This window comes from Pseudomonas sp. PS01303 (assembly GCF_029959385.1).
Lineage (GTDB): Bacteria > Pseudomonadota > Gammaproteobacteria > Pseudomonadales > Pseudomonadaceae > Aquipseudomonas > Aquipseudomonas rustica.
In genome coordinates, this window is the sequence record NZ_JASCPK010000078.1 from 1 (window position 1) to 20091 (window position 20091).

At 57.7% G+C, this 20091-nt stretch carries 14 protein-coding genes; 6 read left to right on the forward strand and 8 right to left on the reverse strand.

The genetic code is table 11. From position 1 onward, the window contains the following. Positions 1 to 135 precede the first annotated feature (135 nt). The 3 genes from QMX93_RS19535 to QMX93_RS19545 form a co-directional block, all read right to left on the reverse strand. Positions 136 to 1212, reverse strand: coding sequence for an SMP-30/gluconolactonase/LRE family protein (locus QMX93_RS19535; RefSeq protein ID WP_282357674.1), 1077 nt, complete (start codon positions 1210 to 1212; stop codon positions 136 to 138). Further along, the gene (locus QMX93_RS19540; RefSeq protein ID WP_282357675.1) at positions 1209 to 2354 is read right to left on the reverse strand and encodes an SRPBCC family protein; all 1146 of its coding nucleotides are present in this window, start codon (positions 2352 to 2354) and stop codon (positions 1209 to 1211) included. The genes QMX93_RS19535 and QMX93_RS19540 overlap by 4 nt, the downstream gene beginning before the upstream one ends. Positions 2355 to 2464: 110 nt before the next feature. Next, positions 2465 to 3328, reverse strand: coding sequence for a LysR family transcriptional regulator (locus QMX93_RS19545; RefSeq protein ID WP_053120866.1), 864 nt, complete (start codon positions 3326 to 3328; stop codon positions 2465 to 2467). Between the two features lie 297 nt (positions 3329 to 3625). On the opposite strand from QMX93_RS19545, the gene QMX93_RS19550 reads away from it, so the two are divergent. Continuing rightward, positions 3626 to 4198 (forward strand): antitoxin Xre/MbcA/ParS toxin-binding domain-containing protein, encoded by a 573-nt coding sequence (locus QMX93_RS19550; protein WP_349016432.1) that lies wholly within the window; start codon positions 3626 to 3628, stop codon positions 4196 to 4198. Then, positions 4195 to 4698, forward strand: a complete 504-nt coding sequence (locus QMX93_RS19555) for an RES family NAD+ phosphorylase (protein WP_053120862.1) — start codon at positions 4195 to 4197, stop codon at positions 4696 to 4698. The genes QMX93_RS19550 and QMX93_RS19555 overlap by 4 nt, the downstream gene beginning before the upstream one ends. Positions 4699 to 4770: 72 nt before the next feature. Here the strand turns inward: QMX93_RS19555 and QMX93_RS19560 are convergent, their stop codons facing one another. Beyond that, complete coding sequence (locus tag QMX93_RS19560; protein WP_053120860.1) at positions 4771 to 5088, reverse strand: SCP2 sterol-binding domain-containing protein; 318 nt, start codon at positions 5086 to 5088, stop codon at positions 4771 to 4773. A 64-nt stretch (positions 5089 to 5152) separates the two neighbouring features. Next, positions 5153 to 5863 carry a histidine phosphatase family protein gene (locus QMX93_RS19565; RefSeq protein WP_212551522.1) on the reverse strand — a complete coding sequence of 237 codons (711 nt, stop codon included), beginning with the start codon at positions 5861 to 5863 and terminating at the stop codon, positions 5153 to 5155. 204 nt (positions 5864 to 6067) lie between these two features. On the opposite strand from QMX93_RS19565, the gene sohB reads away from it, so the two are divergent. From sohB to QMX93_RS19580, 3 genes are all read left to right on the forward strand, one after another. Continuing rightward, positions 6068 to 7099, forward strand: a complete 1032-nt coding sequence (gene sohB, locus QMX93_RS19570) for a protease SohB (protein WP_053120855.1) — start codon at positions 6068 to 6070, stop codon at positions 7097 to 7099. Positions 7100 to 7305: 206 nt separating this feature from the next. Continuing rightward, positions 7306 to 11163, forward strand: coding sequence for a DUF6543 domain-containing protein (locus QMX93_RS19575; RefSeq protein WP_282357676.1), 3858 nt, complete (start codon positions 7306 to 7308; stop codon positions 11161 to 11163). Further along, a complete protein-coding gene (locus tag QMX93_RS19580) occupies positions 11160 to 15992 on the forward strand; it encodes a DUF6543 domain-containing protein (protein ID WP_282357677.1) in 4833 nt (1610 codons plus the stop codon). Before QMX93_RS19575 ends, QMX93_RS19580 begins: the two co-directional genes overlap by 4 nt. Positions 15993 to 16071: 79 nt before the next feature. On the opposite strand, the gene QMX93_RS19585 is transcribed toward QMX93_RS19580, so the two are convergent. After that, positions 16072 to 16566, reverse strand: coding sequence for a DUF934 domain-containing protein (locus QMX93_RS19585; protein ID WP_008080464.1), 495 nt, complete (start codon positions 16564 to 16566; stop codon positions 16072 to 16074). Continuing rightward, a complete protein-coding gene (locus QMX93_RS19590) occupies positions 16550 to 18208 on the reverse strand; it encodes a nitrite/sulfite reductase (RefSeq protein WP_053120848.1) in 1659 nt (552 codons plus the stop codon). Before QMX93_RS19590 ends, QMX93_RS19585 begins: the two co-directional genes overlap by 17 nt. Positions 18209 to 18732: 524 nt before the next feature. Here QMX93_RS19590 and QMX93_RS19595 point away from each other — a divergent pair. Further along, entirely contained in the window at positions 18733 to 19806 is a 1074-nt protein-coding gene (locus tag QMX93_RS19595) for an ABC transporter substrate-binding protein (RefSeq protein WP_282357678.1), read from the forward strand. Between the two features lie 7 nt (positions 19807 to 19813). On the opposite strand, the gene QMX93_RS19600 is transcribed toward QMX93_RS19595, so the two are convergent. Next, positions 19814 to 20032: a DUF2970 domain-containing protein gene (locus QMX93_RS19600; RefSeq protein ID WP_008080467.1), complete on the reverse strand. Its 219-nt coding sequence runs from the start codon at positions 20030 to 20032 to the stop codon at positions 19814 to 19816. Positions 20033 to 20091 lie beyond the last annotated feature (59 nt).

A 20091-nucleotide genomic window follows, 5' to 3' on the forward strand; every position in this document is an offset into this window, starting at 1 on the left:
CACAATTTCGATAAATCCAGTAACTGACTGACGCCTTCGCGGGCAAGCCTTGCTCCTACAGATGATTGCAATTCAACTGTAGGAGCAAGGCTTGCCCGCGAAGGCGTCGTTCAATTCATCACCAATCCACCAGATTCACTTAAGGGCCGCATCCAACGACATCCGCGCCATATGCGTCGCCTTCAACGACCCAAAATACAACCACTGCCCATACTCCCTAACCGTGGTAATCGGCGAATAATTGCCATCGCTGGCATCCTGCAAATTGGCAATCACCTTGCCGTCCAGATCCAGCCCCAGCACAAATCCGCGCCTGTCCACCGGCGCCGGCACCAGCTTCAACGCCCGTACAATCATCTTGCGCAGAAACGGATGCCCCGCCGTGGCGTCCAGCAGCGTATTGCGCGGCGCATACAGCGCCACCCAAAACCGGTCACGGCCATTGAACGCGAGGTTGTCCGGCAGCCCCGGCAGATTGTCGATAAACAGGTCGTGAGTGCCGGCTTTCGGCCCGGTCAGCCAATAGCGGCTGATGCGATAAGCCCCGGTTTCATTGACCAGTACATAGGCGTCGTCCGGGCCGAGGGTCACGCCGTTGGCGAACTCCAGTTTGTCCAGCAACACGCTGGTCTTGCCGGTCTGAAAGTCATAGCGCAGCAAACGCCCATCGCCGCCGTGCTCGATGATCGCCTCGCCGTCATGGCCATAACCCCAGCGGCTGGAGGCATCGCTGAAGTAGGCGAAATGCCCGGGCGCATCAATCGCCACGTCATCGGTGAAACCGAAGGCCAGGCCATTGGCGGCGGTGGTCAGCGGGATCAATTGCCCCTGCGCATCCAGCGACAGCAAGCCTTTCACCCCGTCGGCAATGACCAGCATGCCGTTCGGATGCCGAGCCAATCCCAGCGGACGCCCGCCGGTATCGGCCAGCACTTGGCGCTGCGTGCCATCGAGGCTGGTGCGGATCAGTCGGCCGTCATGCAGGCCGGTGATCAGGAAATCCTCCTCCAGCAGCAGCGCCTCCGGGCCTTCGATATCGCTCGGCCCGACTTGCGCGGCGCCTTTGAGTTTCTGGTTCTCGGCGTAGGGGCCTTCTTTCAGCGATGGCGCAGGCTGCGGCGACCAGGCGACCGGTTCGATTTTGGTCGGCATCAGCAGTAAATATCCGATGACGATGACGAGCAGTAACAACACAACGTGCCGCACCTTCACGCGCTGGCCCTCGCCGAAGCCAAGTGCTGAGCAGCCATGTCGCGCAAGGCCAACATCGACGCCGCCGATTCGCGATCAATCCGGCGTTTGAGCAGCAGGTGATTGGCGATGCGCATGCCCAAACCTTCAAAGCGATAATCCAGCGTGCGCACAAACCGCGTGCCGTTACCTTCGGCCGCGCACTCATACGTCAGCAGCAACGACAAGCCATGATCACCTTGAGCCCGCGCGCACCAGCGGCGGCCCGGCAGGTATTCGGTGACTTCCCAGCGCAAATGCCCTGCGCGACCTCCGGCATGAATATCCTCTTCGAAACGCGAGCCGGCATGCAGCGGGCCGTGTGCACCGTCGATCTTCAGCGATGACGGATGCCACTCCGGCCAGCGGTTAACGCTGGCGGCGTAGGCGAGCACGGCAATCGGCTCGCCGGCGATATCGATCTGGTGCTGCAGGCGGGTCATGGGCATTTTTGAATAGCTCAAAGGGGCGGGTTCCGACTCCCAGTAAAGGGTGCCGAACAGGTAGTCCATCAGCGGGAAAACGATATTGAAATTACGTTCCTGCATGCGTTCGCGACGATGATGCAACTCGTGCAAACGGCGCATCTGCTGGATCCACGGCAAGCGTGTCAGCGGGTTGTTCGGCGGCAGATGCTCGCAGGCGTGAAACACTTCGTAAGTCAGGTAACCGAGCACCATGCACCCGGCGAAGAGCCCGGCGACATTGGCGTTCACCTGCGCGATCAGCCACCACAGCGGCAGGGTGATCAGCAGCGTGTGAATGACGATCAGCCATGCCGGGAACAGAATCACCCGCCAGTCGCGGGCGCTGTCATAGGTCATGTGGCCGGGGGTGAAGAAGCTGTGATGATCACCGGCATGCCGGGCGTAAAACATTTTCGCGAAGGCTTTTTTATGGTGGCCGAGATGGCGATGAACCATGTACACGCCGAAGTTGAACAGCAACAGGCTCAACGGCACGGTGAGCCATTCCAGCGGCCGCACTTGCTGCACGGTGCCCCAGAACCCGGCGATGGCCAGCACGCCGAACAGCAGCACGAAAACCCCGTGCAGCCACGGGTTGTAGCGCGGATGAATGGCCGCACGGTAGCGGTTGCGAAATGCCTCGGTGGTCTGCCTCACTGCGTTCACCTGCGGGTATCGTTGTTATACCCGGCAGCGTAGCCGATCCGGCCATTTGTGCAGGCCGAACCTTGAGGTCACATGCGCCATGCTTCGGTGTAAAACGGCTATCAGCTTAGTGGGTTCCAGCGTTGCGACCAGTCGTCATCGGTGTGGATCACCTCGCGCAGCAGGTCGAAGGCTTGTTGCAACGTCGCCGAGTCGCGATCGCGCGAATACACCAGATACGTCGGGTAGCTGAATTCCGGGGCTTTGGTCACCGCTTCCAGCGCGCCGCTTTCCAGGTACGTGCGCACCACGCGCGTGCGGAAATAGCCGCTGCCGCCGTGTTCGAGGATGTATTGCAGAGCCAGCGGGCCGAGGTTGAAGCTCAGCGCAGCTTTGGCTTTTTCCGGCAGGGCGGCGTCGTGCTGACGACGGAAATCCGGGCCCCAGTCGATGTAAACGTAGGGATCGGGACGCTCGGGTGCGCGTACCAGAATCAGTTTCTCTTCCAGCACTTGCTCGACCTGCAGCCCCGGCCAGTATTCCGGCTGATAGACCAGCGCGGCGTCAAGAACGCCGAGTTCGAGCTGCCGCAGCAGGTTTTCACCGTCGCGAATTTCCATGCGCAGGGCATGCCCGGGGATTTTCTCGCGCAGCTCAGCGGCCCAACTGAGCATCAGCGGATTGCACAGGCTGACTTCACCACCGATGTGCAACACGTTGTGCAGGCCTTCGGGCAGCGGCAGATCACGACGCGCGGCTTCCCAGGTTTGCACCAGTTGATTGGCATAGACCACGAACGCTTCGCCGTTGGGCGTCAGTTTTGCCCCGGCGCGGTTGCGCACGAACAACGTACTGCCCAGCTGGCTTTCGAGTTTTTGCACGCGGGCGGTGATCGCTGTTTGTGTGACGAACAGCTTCTGCGCAGCGGCGGCGAGACTGCCGTGGCGGACGATTTCGAGAAAGGTGCGAGCGAGGTCGATGTCCATGGGGGGGGCCGGTTTGGGAGGTCGGCGTATTGTAAGGGCAAAAGCCCCTCACCCTAACTCTCTCCCAGGGGGAGAGGGGACTGATCTGATCAGGGTCAGCGTTTCCCGATGATTACTGGCGTGCGTGCGTATTGACTGCCAGTAACGTCCTACGGATGCCGGAGTGTTTTTCGCAAATACCGGGATATTTCCGACAACTGTTTCAGGTTGGTCGTCGGACGCCTGTTCTATAACATCGGACGTGACATTGAAGTCGCTTACGGCTCGGACGTTCGGGCCCCTGACAACGGATGGATCATGCAAAACATACACGTTGAAAACGACGCAGCGCGTTATCACCCTCGCTATTTTTGGCGCGATGTTCGAGCCAGGTGCCCCTCGGAGGCCAATGCGATGTCCACTGCTAAACCGCTTCGGTTTACGGGGCTGAAGCGGGTCGAAGGCAAACCTGTCGACGTACTCTTGCGCGGCAGGGAGTGGGGTGAAGACCCTATGTTTATCATCCGGTACACGCAGCAAGGTTTTGAACTGCAGGACGTTGTCAATCTGATCGCCACCTCTGAGCTTTACCAGGAGGCTGAGCTTGTTCAGATGATCACCGGCAAATCCATCCGAACCGTGCGGCGCTTGCTCAAAGACAGCAAACCCTTCCTGCTCAGCCAGCAACAAAGCATGGTTGCCTTTCAATATGCCCATGTGCTGGAAGTTGCCACCGAGGTCTTCGACGGTCAGGCGGAGGCCGAAGAATGGTTGCGCAAGCCGACCAAATGGCTCAACGGCTACAAACCGATCGAGCTGGTCGAGAATCCTTTCGGTTATCAAGTGGTCGACGCCTACCTGCACCGGACAAAATACGGGGTTTATCAATGAACCCGCTACCTTGGGATGATCGCTGGTTTGCCTGGCGTGTCGACCCGGAAGCCTACAAATGCACGTGGAGCAGTGGCATTGGCTCCGAGCGTAAGGGGGGACGCTGGAACCGTCCGGGACGGCGTGTTGTATACGCGTCAGTCGATCCGTCCACGGCCATTCTCGAAGTGGCGGCACACGGCAGTTTTAATCGTCTGGATACAAAACCCCATGTCCTTACGTGCTTTGAGATATCCGATCAGGCTCTGGTTCGGGTCGTCCAGCCGGAAGAATTGCCGAATCCCTACTGGATGAGTCCTGCACGGACTTCACCGAATCAGCAAGATTTTGCCGATGCGTTACTCGCCGAACACCCTTTCTTGCTGGTGCCCTCGGCAGCGACCCGGCATTCATGGAATTTGCTGGTGAGCTGCGAGTTGGCCGAAGGGCAGTTCCGCATGATCTCGCAGGAGCGTTTCGGCCTGGATACCCGATTGTTGGAAGAGTTGGCGCTGAACTGACCATTTCTCCAACTCATGAACGCAAAAATCCCGCCACAAAGGGCGGGATTTTTGTGTCGCTGAACGCTGCTATTAAGCAGGGAACAGTTCGGACAGTTTCATCGACAGCATCATGTCGCCTTCAACGCGCAGCTTGCCGCCCATGAAAGCCTGCATGCCGTCGGTTTCGCCGCTGACGATACCTTTCAGGGTTTCGCTGTCCAGCACCAGCGTGCAGTTGGCGTCCGGGTTTTCGCCTTCCTGGATGTCGCAGGTGCCGTCTTTGACGATCAGCGAGTATTGCTTGTCTTCGTCAGTGATGTTGAAACCGAAGACCAGATCCAGACCGGCAGCAGCGGCTGGGTTGAACTTGGCTTGCATTGCTTTTACGGCATCAGCTACGGAGGTCATGATTCGATCCTTTTTTGGGTCATAGGAGCTGGGTGGTTACAGCAAGGGTCACAGTCATCCGGACTCAGCGAAAAGTGATGAGTTCCGGGGCCTTCAACAGTTGCAGGTGTGCATGACTGTTGAAGGAAGCCAGAGCCACCTCGCGGCCGCGGAATTTCAGCTGGCTGAGCGAGGTGTTGACGATTTGCCAATTCAGTTCGAAGGCCTGTCTGGCAGGCATTTGTGTAATGAGGTGGAGCAGGGCAGTGATGGTGCCGCCGGAAGTGAACACGGCGATTTTCTGGTTTTTGTCCGCCAGATCGAGAATGCGATGCAGCCCGCCCTGAACCCGCTCGACAAACCCCAGCCAGCTTTCCAGCCCCGGCGTGTCGTACGTGCCAGCCAGCCAGCGCTCGATGATCAAGGCAAATATACGCTGGAACTCGCCACGGTTTTGCGCGGCATTACGCAGGATGTCGATCGCCTCCGGTTCGTCTTCGAGCATCGCCGGGAGCAGGGCGCGGATCACCGCGTCGGCATCGAACTCGTTGAACGCGGCATCGGTTTCCAGCGTTGGCACATTGAGGCCTTTAGCGCTGAACTGCTCCAGTGCGCTGGTGGCCGTGTGTTGCTGACGACGCAGGTCTCCGGCAATGCAACGATCAAAGCTGATCCCCAGTTCAGCGAGGTGCTGACCGAGGATTTCTGCCTGGCGTACACCGGTCGGCGACAGGACGTCATAGTCGTCTGCACCAAAGGAGGCCTGGCCATGTCGAATCAGATAGATGCTGCCCACGTCCGCGTCATCCCGGTACGTTGAAGGTTTGGCGAGGTTATGAGGATGACGGAGAGCTGTCAATGAAAAAACATACGCTTGTTTGAAATGCCCGTTACAGGCGTGTTGCCAGAGGTTTCACGGCTGGCCGACGGGCCGGTGCATGGGTATGCTGGCGTCATCCCGCGTGTGTTTCGCATCCGCGCATTGTTTTAAGGAGTCTCTGTGGAGTTTTTCACCGAATACGCCAGTTTCCTGGCCAAGACCGTTACTTTGGTGATCGCCATTCTGGTGGTGCTCGCCAGTTTTGCCGCGTTGCGCAGCAAGGGCCGGCGCAAATCGGCCGGTCAGTTGCAGGTCAGCAAGCTCAATGATTTCTATAAGGGCCTGCGGGAACGCCTGGAGCAGACATTGCTCGACAAGGATCAGCTCAAAGCGCTGCGCAAGGGCCAAGCCAAAGCCGAGAAAACCGAGAAGAAGCAGAAGAACAAACCTGACGCCAAAGCCCGGGTGTTTGTGCTGGATTTCGACGGCGATATCAAAGCCTCGGCCACCGAAAGCCTGCGTCATGAAATCACTGCGCTACTGACCCTCGCCACGCCAAAGGACGAAGTAGTGCTGCGTCTGGAAAGCGGCGGCGGCATGGTTCACAGCTACGGCCTGGCATCTTCGCAACTGGCACGCATCCGCGAAGCCGGCGTGCCGCTGACCGTGTGTATCGACAAAGTCGCAGCCAGCGGCGGCTACATGATGGCGTGCATTGGCGAGAAGATCATCAGCGCGCCGTTTGCGATTCTCGGCTCGATTGGTGTAGTCGCGCAGTTGCCCAACGTCAATCGCCTGCTGAAGAAGCACGACATCGATTTCGAAGTGCTGACCGCCGGCGAATACAAACGCACCCTGACCGTGTTTGGCGAAAACACCGAAAAGGGCCGCGAGAAATTCCAGGAAGACCTCGACATCACTCACCAACTGTTCAAGAACTTCGTGTCACGCTATCGCCCGCAACTGGCGATCGACGAAGTCGCCACTGGTGAAGTCTGGCTCGGTGTGGCAGCGCTGGACAAACAGCTGGTCGACGAACTCAAGACCAGTGACGAGTATCTCGCTGAACGCGCGAAGAAGTCCGAGGTTTATCACCTGCATTACGCCGAGCGTAAGAGCCTGCAAGAGCGCATCGGCATGGCGGCCAGCGGTTCGGTCGATCGCGTGTTGCTGAGCTGGTGGAGCCGGTTGACCCAGCAACGCTTCTGGTAATAGCGGCACGTCCGCAAAGATCGCAGCCTTCGGCAGCGCCTACAGATATTCCCCTGTAGGAGCTGCCGAAGGCTGCGATCTTTTGATATAGAACACCCATCCCCCCTAGCGAAATTTCCTCGCCCATCGCGGAAACGTCCTGCATTTTTCTCGCCTCACATCCTTTAGGTTAGTCACTCCTATAGCGATGCAAAGGATTGCAGAGAATGACGGAGAACGCAGAAACCCGCCGCAACAGACACCAACAGTGGGCCCTCAAACTAGAAGCCGTGTTGCCACACAGCGCCACGCGGTTCACCCGTGACTTGATCGAGGATCGATGGGGCAAAGACATTGCCCCGATGACGTCGCAACTGGCCTATCTGCAGTACGATTTTCGTGGTTATCCCGCACTTGACGGGATTCATCAGGGGCGTCTCACGAGAACCGAAAGTCTGCTTCACGCGGCCATGAGCAATCAGCAAACGGTCGGCGCCGGACGTTTCGGTGAAACGGTATTTGGCCTGTACACCCCGCCCCCGGTGGGGCCGCCTATCAAGGTCGTCGATATTGATGAATCGGCGTTCCCCGAGGGTGGGCATGCGGACTACGAAGGCATCTACCGGCAAACCATTCCCCAGCGTTACGAACCGCACACGCAGCTTGCAGTGCAACCCCACGCGTTCAAACGATGGGTGTGGACACTGGAACTCAAGCATCAATACAGCGCTTACGTCGAACAGGCCTGGCCGTCCGACGCCGTTATTGAGACAAACAATAGCTATCCACTGAAGGCGGCGGTCAAATCTGCCTATGTCATGGCCGCTTACCTGCAGCATCAGGAACAAACGCTTTCCGGTGAAGGCCTGAAACTGGCATTGCACGGAGCCGGTCTGAATCCGCAGCAATCCTGGGACTCGCTCACCCTTGAACATTTACAAGGGCGCTTTATCGAGCCAAAAGACATCCAGTTCAGCCGGTTGCGCATCTATCGTTATGTCGCGACCGACATATGGTGCTTCTCGCAACCGGGCCACGCTCGAAGGCTGCTGTATGTCCCAGGCAACTCGTCACCTTTTCAGGAATTCGCCGATGTTCAAGCGATGCGCCACTGGTTGACCGAGGCAGGACGCAATATCGACATGACCAAGGCTTTGGCCGCGCATTTCAGGGAGGACGATCGCGCTGACGGCGTCCTGCACGCCGGCGTGCTCACGGCGCTGCAAGGCATGGCGATGTACCCGCGACAACATCATCTGACCACCACCGCCGGCTTCTTCAACAACGATGGCTACTGGGATCCTTGCGACTACGCCGATCTAGAGAGTGCCCCGGCGGGCACTGACCCATTTGCGCAGATGGTGAAGGCGATGAAACAAGCGGCGCTCGACAGCATTGCCACGATCCGTGACGACGCCGAGGTCAATCGTCAGCAATTGAGCGCAGTGGTCGAGCCGCTGGTGCAGTGGCTCAACCGATACGCGCCGTTGGCGCTATTGATTCCCGGTGGGGAAGGCTTGCTGACATTGGCCGGCCTGATCGATGCCGGTTACGGTCTTGCCGAGACGGCAAACGCAACAAACTCAACCGAACGCTCGCAGGGCATTACTCGAACCGTATTTGGCGTATTGAACGCGCTGCCGGTGCTGGCAGGGCAATTGATCGCCGACGCAGAACCCTCCATCGTTAAAAGCCTGCAAGACGAGTCAGTCGTCGCGCGTCAGGCTGCGGAGCAATCTGCCGGGGTGGCCGAGCCCGGCGTAACACCGTCGGTAGAAAAGCCAATTGCCTTGATGCGAGGTATCGGGCCAAGCGTCGAGCGGTTCAGCAATCATGTCTTGCTGCAGATTCGCCATGTCAGTGGCGTGAGCGATGACGCTTTACGTCTGATGCAGACTGACGGCCGAGCACCGACGCCCATTCTGCAGGACACCATCAACCGCTTTGCCATTGATCAAGCGCTGCAAGAGGCTATCGATGCATTTCCTGAAAACTCGGCACAAGCTCAACAGCTGCAACGCGCCCGGACAGAAAGCTTCCATCAGCGTCATGAAGCCCTGCAACAATCGGATAATCCTTGGGTGAGGTTGTTCCGTCAGCAGTATCCGCAGCTTCCGACGAGTGCGGTGGAGCAAATGCTTGACCGTGCAGACTTGGACATCGCTGCGCCGCATACCCTCGCCGACAGCAAGCGTGTTTTCAGCCAGCTGGCAGATAAGGCTCAACAGTACGAGCAACAATTTCGGCTCTGTCGAGCCTATGAGGGGCTCTATTTGAAGTCCTCAGTCAGTGCTGATTGCGATGTTCTGGTTCTGCATACACTCGAGCGCTTGCCTGGCTGGTCGTCGGCAACGCGAATCGAAGTGCTTGAGAGCGCTGCAGGCTCCAGGGTGATCGATAGCATCGGTACGGTCTCCGCGAGCGTGAAAACGCAATTGATCAAATCACCCGGAATGGCGTTTGAGCAACGCTTGCTCGATGCCCTCTCAATTGAGCAGCGATCGGCGCTGGGTTTGCGCATCGATCATGAACTGGCTGACTTCCAGGCGAAAATCCGTCTGCACGCATTATCACAACCCGCGTTGAGGCTTGGGCTGCGTCGAATGGACACGGGGGCTCCCTTTCATTTCGCCGGGTTACGCGGCGGCGGCTTTCCCGCTACGGCCCAGGACGCAGACTTGTCCAGACAGGTGATGAGGCTCCAGGTCAAAGAAATTTACCCGACGGTTTCCGATGCTCAAGCCGACGATTTCCTGCGCGCGCTTGGCTCGGGTGCACAGGTTGAGCTGGATCGATTAAGGCTGCAAATGGGGCAGTTGGGCAACGACATCACCGAATGGATCGAAGACATCCACACGGACATCCATGACATGGAGGTCGAATTACTACCGGAAAGCGAAGGCCTTGCGCAGGGCATGAGTGCTGTCGAAATCGAAGACGAAAATGATGCCCGCATCGAGGCCCGAATGGACAGGGAGCGTGAGATCCGCCACGAGCTGGCCGAAGAGTTGATTGCCCTTTGGCAAGGACGCGGTGACCCTGATAGTCGAGTCTACGAGGATGGCCGGTTTGTCGGTTTTCATCTGGGCATGGATTTCGATCCCATGCATAGTTTGCCGCAACTCAACATCAAATTTCGCGACGTCATCTCGCTGTCGATGCCTTATTTTCGAGTGACTCAGCGGGGCAGTATCAACGGCTTCCTCGAATCTTTCCCAAACCTGCGCTGGCTGGGCATGAGGGGCGTCGATTTACGCCTTTTCAATGAGCTGGGCCAGGAGGTTGGCCGATTGCCCCCAGCGATCAGCCAGATGAGCCAACTGGAGATTCTCAATCTGAGTTCAACCGGGTTGGTTCTAACGGACGAGACCGCTGGAAAAATCGCTGAATTGAAGCGACTGCGCATCATCGACCTGAGTGATAACCCACTGGGTGTCACGCCGCTGCTGATGGGCATGCCGCAATTGAATCAGCTCAAGCTGCGCGGCACCGGCCTCACTACGAGTCCCATCGGCATTTTCGACTACCCCTACTTACGGCGTCTGGATCTGCGCGATAACCGGCTTACCCGTATACCCGAAGCCGTGCGCCGACAGTCGGTGGCGGAGGGTAACGTGCTGCTGTCCGGCAACCCGCTAAGTGATCCCGACAGTTTGCGCTGGGTGGTGGAGCATCGTCAGCAAAGCGGTATCAATGTGTGGATGGCCAAGCCGACGCACACGGTTTTTCTGCCGGGTGCATGGACGAAGGGGTTATCGGTCGAGCGCGCAGAACTGTTCAGCGCACGCTGGGAGCGGATAGCGGTCATGCCGGGAGGGGATCGATTCTTTGGCACGCTTGAGTGGATGACCCGTACAGCGGACTTTCTCGTCGACTACGCACCTTTGCAAATTCGTGTCTGGAAGATGATTGAGGAGATGGATACCTCTCCCGCGTTGTGCCGGTATTTGTTCCAGGAAGTGCGATGGTCGCCGCTGGACGGCCATGATCCGTTTGCCAGTTTTACCCGGCTCGAAGAACGAATAGCCACGTTTATTGCGTCATCGGTGAAACGACCAAGGCTTGATGGAGGGGCTTCATCATGAGTACGCCAATGGCAATGACGCTTGAACAACAGGGGGTTTTCTTCGAGTTTTTCAAAAAAATGCAGTGGCCTGCCTGGTTCATCCAGAGTAGTCCGGCACAGCGCAAGGCGCTCTATGACGGATTGATCGCCAGCTTTGCCACCAGGGACGAGGCACGCACCGCCCTGGAGAAACTGCGGGATCCCAACCGGTTTGCCACTGAAAAACTGACCAAGGCGTTGTCGGAAAAAATCAAGGAGCCGCTGGACATCACCGGCGCCGTTTTTCAGCACGTCAGATCCACCTCAAGCCTGTTGGGGCTGAGGAAGAAGCTTGTGCTCCCGATCGCCAGAGACCTGGTGGTGGCCGCGTGCGAGAACTTCACATCGGAGGAAACCCGTGCTGAAAATTACCATGCGCGGTCGCTGATCTACCTCCCCGAGAGCGTTACCGGGCGCGGCAATCGAGTCCTGCCACTGCAGCCTCATGAATTGGCGCTGCTATGCCGCGAGCTTGACCTGGGCAAGCAATATCAACAGCACCTGGAGCAGATCCTCGAGAAAGATCCGCAAACACGCAAAGCCTGCGTGGCCCATTCGCGACGCAGTTTTGAGGTCGATTTGCAGCTCGCGCTCATGAAACAGCACATTTCTCCAGACACCCATCAGCGCCTGTGTGAAGCATTACAGCACGGTGAGGCGGCGGGCTTATCTCAAGCGGCATTCAGCCTGCACACCATCAAGCTGCTGGACTGCACGATCTATGGTGTGATGGTTTTGCAACTGAAAACTGCTGACAAGCGCTGTGTGCTCTACCTTCCTGGCGACCCTGAACAGTCCATCCAGGAGTTCTCATCGTTTCAAAAAATGGAAGTGCGGCTCAGCGCCCGCTTACGCCAATCGACGTTCCATCATTACTTTGCACGTTTCGTCGCGTTGGGAGAGCAGGTCGAGTTTCGCAGTCAGTTAAAACAACGGTTGCTTGAACCTTCCGGCGGCTCGCCATTGCCCAAAGAGAGCATTTATCTTCCGGTAACTGCCGTGGACCTGGAGGGAGACGGTTTACAGGGGCTCTTTCTTCAGCGCCTCGCACTCGTCAAGAGTACCGCTCGCTTGCTGGTGGTACCGACCGACGATGAGGACGAGAAAGAACGCCTTGCCAGGCTCGAAACGTACGAAACGGTCGGCATCGATCTGGCGTTGTTTGCCGCTTCGTTTATCCCGGGGGTGGGCGAAATTCTGATGGCAGTGACCGCTTTTCAGCTGTTGCGTGGCGTCTATCTGGGCATCGACAGCTGGGCAAGAGGTGATCAGGAACAGGCGACAGAGTATTTCTTCGACACCACGGAAAACCTGATCCTTGCAGCGGCACTGGCGGCCGGTCAATTGGTCATTTCATCGGCCTATAGAACAATCAAAGGAACCGGGGTTGTCGCACGGCTTCGCGAAGTCAAACTGTCCGCTGGCCTCACGCGATTATGGAACCCGGATCTCGTCCCTTACCGCCAGCGTGTGACATTGCCTGACGGGTTGCGTACCGATCAAAGAGGACTGCGCTGGCTTGCCGGGCAGGCCTATTTGCAACTAGGTGCTCATGTGTACGCCGTGCGTCCGCAGATCGACACCGAGATGTGGGAGGTGCAGCCGCCATCTTCCCTTCGGGAGGATTACGCCCCTTTACTTGAAACCAATGACTTTGGTGCCTGGCGACATGATTGCGAGTTACCCCAAGCATGGGATCGCCTGACACTGCTGCGTCGTCTTGGCTACAGCGAGAGCCTGCTGGATGACGCATTGATCATGGATGCCATGACCGCGAGCGGGGTACAGGACGACGAGTTGCGCCAGGCGATCCTTGATCGCCGCCGCCCGCCGGCTGCGCTGATCGACAGTGTGCAACGATTCGACACGGACGTGCAGGTGCGCAGATTTATCGAGCAACTGGGGGCGCTGCCAACGGCGGTGCAGGCTGACTTCGAATTGCAACTGTATCTGCTGACAAGTTTGCAACGATGGCCGCTGCACACGGCACTGAGCATCACTGACGCGACCGGACAGACGTTGAAAAGCTTCGCTGGCGCACAGTCGATTACCCGCTATATCACCCTGCGCCACGACGCGTTCGCCAAGGGGCACCTTTACCGTGATGTCCTTGCGGCATTAAGCGAATCCGAGCGCAGCGAGCTGTTATCGACCGTCAGTGCTGAAAACGGACAGCAGCAGGCGTTGCGGCAGGTCATGCAAGAACACGCTATCAGCGCCAACTACAAACTGTTCGAGCAACTTTACCAACGTAACGCGCCGACATTGAGTCGGGAGTCTGCGCTGCTGGTGGATATGTTCTCCGAGCTGCCTGCGTCTTTTGCCAATGAATTGGTGTGGTATGCAGACGCCCATGAACTGCTCGAACTGGAGGCGGGTCATGTCCCGCTTCGTCAGGCCGAAGAAGCGCGCCGGTATTTACAGGTGATTCGTGAGATCCGCGCCTTTGAAGGGCTGTATCTGGATGCGGCAGCAACAACGGACACCAACCGTTTAGTGCTGGATGCCCTTGAGCATTCGCCTGGCTGGAAGGATGGCCTCTACGTAAAAATACTCGACGGTACCCGTTCCGATGATGTGGTGGCCGTGCTCGGCAGCGAAGAGGCGCCAGAGCATATGCAACTGCTTGCCCATGGCTACGCTTATGAAGTGTTGAACAAACAGTTCGAACAAGTCGCGCTTCTGCTCGGGCGAACGCGTGAGCATTACTTTCAGGCTCTGTGGCAAGGAATGTCAGCGCAGCGCCGTGAAGCGCTGGGGGTAGCAACAATCGATGGTGTCACATCGTTGCGACACAAGATTACTGCCACGGCGTTGCGGCGGCGCGAAGTTGCGCATTTAACCTTGAGCAACTCGCCAGTGCGCAGCGGTTACACATCGCCGATGCGCCTGGCGGATCGCGTGCAACCAGAGTCTTTGAGCCGCGCGCCCGTCAACGATATGCCACGTTCCGATGCGGTTGCGTTGAAACAACGCGCGCAGGAGCTTTATCCGACCCATTCCAATGAACAGATCAACGCCTTTTTGCAAAGCCTTGGGGCGGACGAGATGCTGGCCCTCAGAAAGCTGGAACACTTGCGTGTCGAGTTTTTCAACCTGCGAGACATCCTTCAGCGATGGATCATGCGTGAAAGCTGGCACCAGGGGCTGAACGGGCCCCGGATCAAGGTCACGAAACTGGCCAGGTTTCGTGCGGCGATTCAGATTATTCGATGCTGGCGCCGAGAAACGCCGCGGATTCCGATGTCGCAAGAAATCCTTTATGAACTGTCGTTGCCCGAACTGGTGCTCGGCCAGCTTCCGGTTCTGCCGGCAGACTTTAGTCACGTGGGCGCATTGAACATCGCCCATATTGGCGCCGGAGCGGGAATCAGCCAGTTTCTTGCTGGTTTTACCAAGGTACGGGAACTGTCTCTGGCAGGTAATGAATTGACACGTTTGCCAGTCGCCATCAGCGGGATGACCAGGCTTGAAACATTGGAGCTGAACGAAAACCGGATTTACCTGACAGAGGAGTCGGCTTTGCAATTGGCTCGGATGAGCTCACTCAAACGTCTGGAGTTGAGCTTCAACCCTGACCTGGGACGCTGTCCCGACGTCTCGCGCCTGCCGTTGCTTGAACATCTGGGATTGCGCGATACCGGGATCAGCACCTGGCCAACGGGCACCGAGGGACTGCCGAAGTTAAGAACACTGGATCTGCGTGACAACCGGATTGTGGAGGTTCCGCAGAACGTATTGGTCAGCACCGATGTATTGAATCAGGGCACCGATATTCGGGGAAATCCGCTTTCCGCTGATTCCTTGACGCGGCTGTCTGCCTATGAGCGCCGCAATCAGATCAACTTCGGACTTCTTTCACTGGGACAAACCGACCTGGTAGCCCGGGTATTGGTGGACGAGTCGATGAGTTCGATCTGGTTGATCGGTGTTACAGGCCCGTTGATGCTAACCCGCCAGCGGTTATGGCGTTCGGTGTTCCTGCAGCCTTATTCCCGGCGTTTCTTCAGTTTGCTGATCCGCTTGCGTTATACCGTTGACTATCGATTGGCATTCACCACGTTACGAGAAAGGGTCTGGGGTGTCATAACCTCGGCGGCTGAGGATGCGGCATTGCGCCGTGCTTTATTTCGCATGGCCGATGCGGATGCGAGAAGCATCGACGATTGCTCGCTGCAATTCAGTGATCTTGCCGTGACGGTTTTATGCTATAGGGCCTTGAACGTTGCGCGACGGGGTGACGTCCAGTTGGAGCGTCAATTTTTGCGTTTGCTACGGGGGCTGTTTCGATTGCGAGCCGTTGAAAAGGAGGCGCACAAAAATATCGTCGCCCGTCAGCTAACAGAAACTTTGACCGCAGAGGATGCGAGACAGGTCAGTTTTGCGTTCCGTTTGGGCTTGGCGCAGCGTCTCGATCTTCTTGGTCAGCCGACGGCGATCAACGAGCGACTGGACGTTGAGGTCACCCGGCAAACGCTCGACCTGGTTTATGAGCAGATCATTCGCGAGGAGCAGAGCGGGGCGTTGCTCGAATCGCTCAAAACCCATCCGATCTGGGTGGAGTACCTGGAGAGGGCTTACCACGAGCCATTCGATGCAATCGACATCAACGCAAAACTTGCCCTGCTCAATCTCGATCGGTTGACGCAGTTAAACCGCGAGCAGCTCTCGGTGCGAATGACGGCGATTACCGAAAACAGCGCCAATTTGCGCAGAGCACTGTTTACCCGTCTGACACAGGCGGCGCTGGATCGCTTCGCTGTTCTCCCGGCACCGATTGATGTACCGACCTTTGCCGTAATCGAGTAAGTCTCAGCCTATTCAACGCAAAAAAAATCTGAAACCGGATCAGCTCCGGTTTCAGATTTGGGTGTTACGACTTAAAGGATCAGCGGCGCCGGAACAGCGGCAGCGGCTCGTCAGTGGCAGCCTGATAGGTCACCGAGAAGTCCTTGAGGCCTTCAAGGGCTTCGTACGGGTCTTTGTCCGGGCGCACAGCGAAGGCGTCGAAACCACAGCGGTGCATGTAGAACAGTTGATCGCGCAGCACATCGCCAATCGCGCGCAGTTCGCCTTTGAAACCATAACGGTCGCGCAGCAAACGGGCGTTGGAGTAGTTGCGGCCGTCAGTGAATGCCGGGAAGTTCAGGGCAATCACCTGAAACTCGGCAACGTCTTCACCGATTTCTTCGGCTTCTTCGTCAGCGTCCAGCCAGACACCCAGGCCACCGTCGCGGGCCTTGAGCATGCGGCTGTGTTCACGCCACAGTTGCAACGGCACGATCAAGTCGTCGCAATTGCTGATCTCGTCGATGTTGAAATCTTTTGGCAGCAAGTGCCAGGTTTCGTCGACGACTTCGTTGTTCTTAATGATTCGCTGCATAGACGCGTTCCTTGAAGAGGTCGATGCCAATACGCTGATAAGTGTCAATGAAGCGCTCGTCTTCGGTACGTTGTTCAACGTACACGTCGATCAGCTTCGAGATCACGTCAGGCATGACTTCCTGAGCGAAGGAAGGGCCGAGGATCTTGCCCAGGCTCGCATCACGGCTGGCGCTGCCGCCGAGGGAGACCTGATAGAACTCTTCGCCTTTCTTGTCCACGCCGAGGATGCCGATGTGGCCGACGTGGTGGTGACCACAGGCGTTCATGCAACCGGAGATGTTCAGATCCAGCTCACCGATGTCGAAAAGGTAATCCAGGTCGTCGAAACGACGCTGGATCGATTCGGCGATCGGGATCGACTTGGCGTTGGCCAGGGAGCAGAAATCACCGCCAGGGCAGCAGATGATGTCGGTCAGCAAACCAATGTTCGGTGTGGCGAAACCGCCTTCGCGCAATTCGCCCCACAAGGTGAACAACTGGCTCTGCTCAACGTCGGCGAGAATGATGTTCTGTTCGTGCGAGGTGCGCAGTTGACCGAAGCTGTAGCGGTCGGCCAGATCGGCGACGGCGTCGAGCTGCTTGTCGGTGATGTCGCCCGGGGCAACGCCGGTTGGCTTCAGCGACAGGGTCACGGCGACATAACCCGGCTTCTTGTGCGCCAGGGTATTGCGGGTACGCCAGCGGGCGAAACCCGGATGCTCTTTGTCGAGGTCGGCCAACTGAGCGGTCTGGTTTTCCAGGGCCTTGTAGTCCGGATCGACGAAGTGCTTGGCCACACGCTGCAGCTCGGCTTCGGTCAGCGTGGTCTGGCCACCGCGCAGGTGTTCCATTTCCGCGTCGACTTTCTGCGCGAACACTTCAGGCGTGAGTGCCTTGACGAGGATCTTGATCCGCGCCTTGTACTTGTTGTCGCGACGGCCGTAGCGGTTGTACACACGCAGAATGGCGTCGAGGTAGCTCAACAGGTCCTGCCATGGCAAGAACTCGTTGATGAACGCGCCAACCACTGGCGTACGACCGAGGCCACCGCCGACCAGCACACGGAAGCCCAGTTCGCCAGCGGCGTTGTGCACCGGCTCAAGGCCGATGTCGTGGACTTCAATGGCGGCGCGGTCAGCGGTCGAACCGTTGACGGCGATTTTGAATTTGCGCGGCAGGTAGGCGAATTCCGGGTGGAACGTCGTCCACTGACGGACGATCTCGCACCATGGGCGCGGATCGATCACTTCGTCGGCGGCGACACCGGCGAACTGGTCGGTGGTGACGTTGCGCAGGCAGTTACCGCTGGTCTGGATTGCGTGCATCTGCACGGTGGCCAGTTCAGCCAGAATGTCCGGGATGTCTTCCACCGCCGGCCAGTTGAACTGCACGTTCTGCCGCGTACTGATGTGGGCGTAGCCCTTGTCGTAGTCGCGGGCAATCTTGGCCATCATGCGCATCTGACGCGACGTCAGCTGGCCGTAAGGCACCGCCACACGCAACATCGGCGCAAAACGCTGGATGTAGAGGCCATTTTGCAGGCGCAGGGGGCGGAATTCTTCTTCGCTCAGCTCACCTGCCAGATAGCGTCGGGTCTGATCACGGAACTGCTTGACGCGGTCCTCGATGATCCGCTGATCGTACTCGTCGTATACGTACATATAAGTCCTGTTCTCAGGCTTGGGCCATTCGGAGTAGCACTGCGTTTTCGCTTGCTGGAGTCCGATTGTGCCTCTGCAATTCTGCGCGCACGGCCGCGCTCTCCCTAACGGAGCCGGGGCAATATACCTGTTTGGGGTTATGCGCAAAAGTGATGTTTGAGTATATGTAAAGAACCAAAACGCCTAACGAGAATCACTGTCAACTAATCCACATTTGTAGTGCGGACAATCATCGTCTTAACTGTGGTCGAGTCTTTCTGCAATCACCGATAAAACCGACAAGAGGCGATGCAATGAGCAATCCGACCAAGGCAAGAAAAAGCGACAGTAGCGTCGATGCGTGGGCCATTTTGTTCCTGATCATTCTCGTAGTAGGGACAGCGGTATTCTGGGTCAGCCATCAGTAAACGACTCATCCGGGCCCCGCATGCGACGATTGTCGGACAAAAACGGGATCAGGCACCAATAGCCGATGATTCGAGGGCTATAATGCGCGGCCATTTTTTCTTGGGCCCGGATGACTCATGTTGAAGTTTTTGCACCTCGGCTTGCTGCTGTTCAGCGCGCTATTGTCAACCGCTGCGCGAGCGGAGTCTGTGCTGTTCCTCAATCCGGGCTCGACGCAGGAAGCCTTCTGGGTCAGCTATTCGCAGTTCATGCAGGCAGCCGCTCGCGACCTCGGCATTGATCTGCACATCCTCTATTCGCAACGTCAGCCAGAGCTGACCCTCGCTCAGGCGCGCATCGCGCTGCAAGGGCCCAATCGTCCCGACTACCTGATTTTCGTCAACGAACAGTACATCGCGCCGCAAATTCTGCGCCTGGCTCACAACAGTGGCGTGAAGCTGTTCATGGTCAATAACGCGTTGACGGCGGATCAACAGGCGTTAGTCGGCGAGCGCGGCGATCAGATCGGCAGTCTGGTGCCGAACGACGAGGAGGGCGGTTACTTGATGATGAAGGAGCTGATCCGTGTGCATCCGCCGGTGGCAGCGGGTGAGCAGATTGAAATGCTGGCGTTCTCCGGACTGAAAATCACCCCGTCAGCGCAATTGCGTGAGCACGGCATGCAGCGTGCGTTGGCCGAGCATCCTCACGTGCGTTTGCGCCAACTGGTTTACAGCGGCTGGACTCAAGAGCGCGCCTACGAACAGGCGAAACAACTATTCGGCCGCTATCCAAAGGTTTCGCTGGTGTGGTCGGCCAACGATGAAATGGCCTTCGGGGCGATGCGTGCCTACGCCGAAACCGGCAAAGTCCCGGGCAAGGATGCGTTGTTCAGTGCGGTCAACACTTCACCGGCGGCATTGCAGGCGTTCGTCGACGGTCAATTGAGTGCGTTGGTCGGCGGCCATTTCACGCTGGGCGGCTGGGCGCTGGTCGAGTTACACGACTACGAGAAGGGCGTGGATCTGAACCGCTACGGCGGCAGCGATCGGCAAATCCCCTTGCTGCAACTGATCGACAAGTCCCAGGCTCGGCAAATGCTGGCCATGGGCGACTCACCGGACTACGGCGTGCATTTCCGCAAGCTGTCCGCCAAGGGGCAACCGGATTCCTATCGTTACCCGTTCAACCTGCAAACCCTGATGCGCTGAACCCCCGTCAAACTCCGGCGAAATGCAGCACCAGTTTGACGATGGCAAACAACGTCAGCGCGAATACGGCCGTGAACAAAATCCCCAGCACCACGAAATGGCTGGGCTTGCCATGGGTGAAATCCCTTGCCCGATTCTTGCCGCTTTGCACGCCAAACGCCGCCGCCATGACGCTGTGCAGCATCTGCCAGAAGGTCGGCGGTTTGTTGTCGACTGGATCGTCCATAAATCCCTCGTCATCACAGTGTGAACAGCAAGCATAGCTAATTAATTCTCTGTGGCTCG

Coding starts and splice junctions, on each gene's coding strand:
- QMX93_RS19580 (WP_282357677.1), top strand. CDS start 11,160: ATGAGTACGCCAATGGCAATGACGCTTGAACAACAGGGGGTTTTCTTC.
- QMX93_RS19575 (WP_282357676.1), top strand. CDS start 7,306: ATGACGGAGAACGCAGAAACCCGCCGCAACAGACACCAACAGTGGGCC.
- QMX93_RS19595 (WP_282357678.1), top strand. CDS start 18,733: ATGTTGAAGTTTTTGCACCTCGGCTTGCTGCTGTTCAGCGCGCTATTG.
- QMX93_RS19545 (WP_053120866.1), bottom strand. CDS start 3,328: ATGGACATCGACCTCGCTCGCACCTTTCTCGAAATCGTCCGCCACGGC.
- QMX93_RS19555 (WP_053120862.1), top strand. CDS start 4,195: ATGAACCCGCTACCTTGGGATGATCGCTGGTTTGCCTGGCGTGTCGAC.
- QMX93_RS19590 (WP_053120848.1), bottom strand. CDS start 18,208: ATGTACGTATACGACGAGTACGATCAGCGGATCATCGAGGACCGCGTC.
- QMX93_RS19585 (WP_008080464.1), bottom strand. CDS start 16,566: ATGCAGCGAATCATTAAGAACAACGAAGTCGTCGACGAAACCTGGCAC.
- QMX93_RS19600 (WP_008080467.1), bottom strand. CDS start 20,032: ATGGACGATCCAGTCGACAACAAACCGCCGACCTTCTGGCAGATGCTG.
- QMX93_RS19550 (WP_349016432.1), top strand. CDS start 3,626: ATGCAAAACATACACGTTGAAAACGACGCAGCGCGTTATCACCCTCGC.
- QMX93_RS19560 (WP_053120860.1), bottom strand. CDS start 5,088: ATGACCTCCGTAGCTGATGCCGTAAAAGCAATGCAAGCCAAGTTCAAC.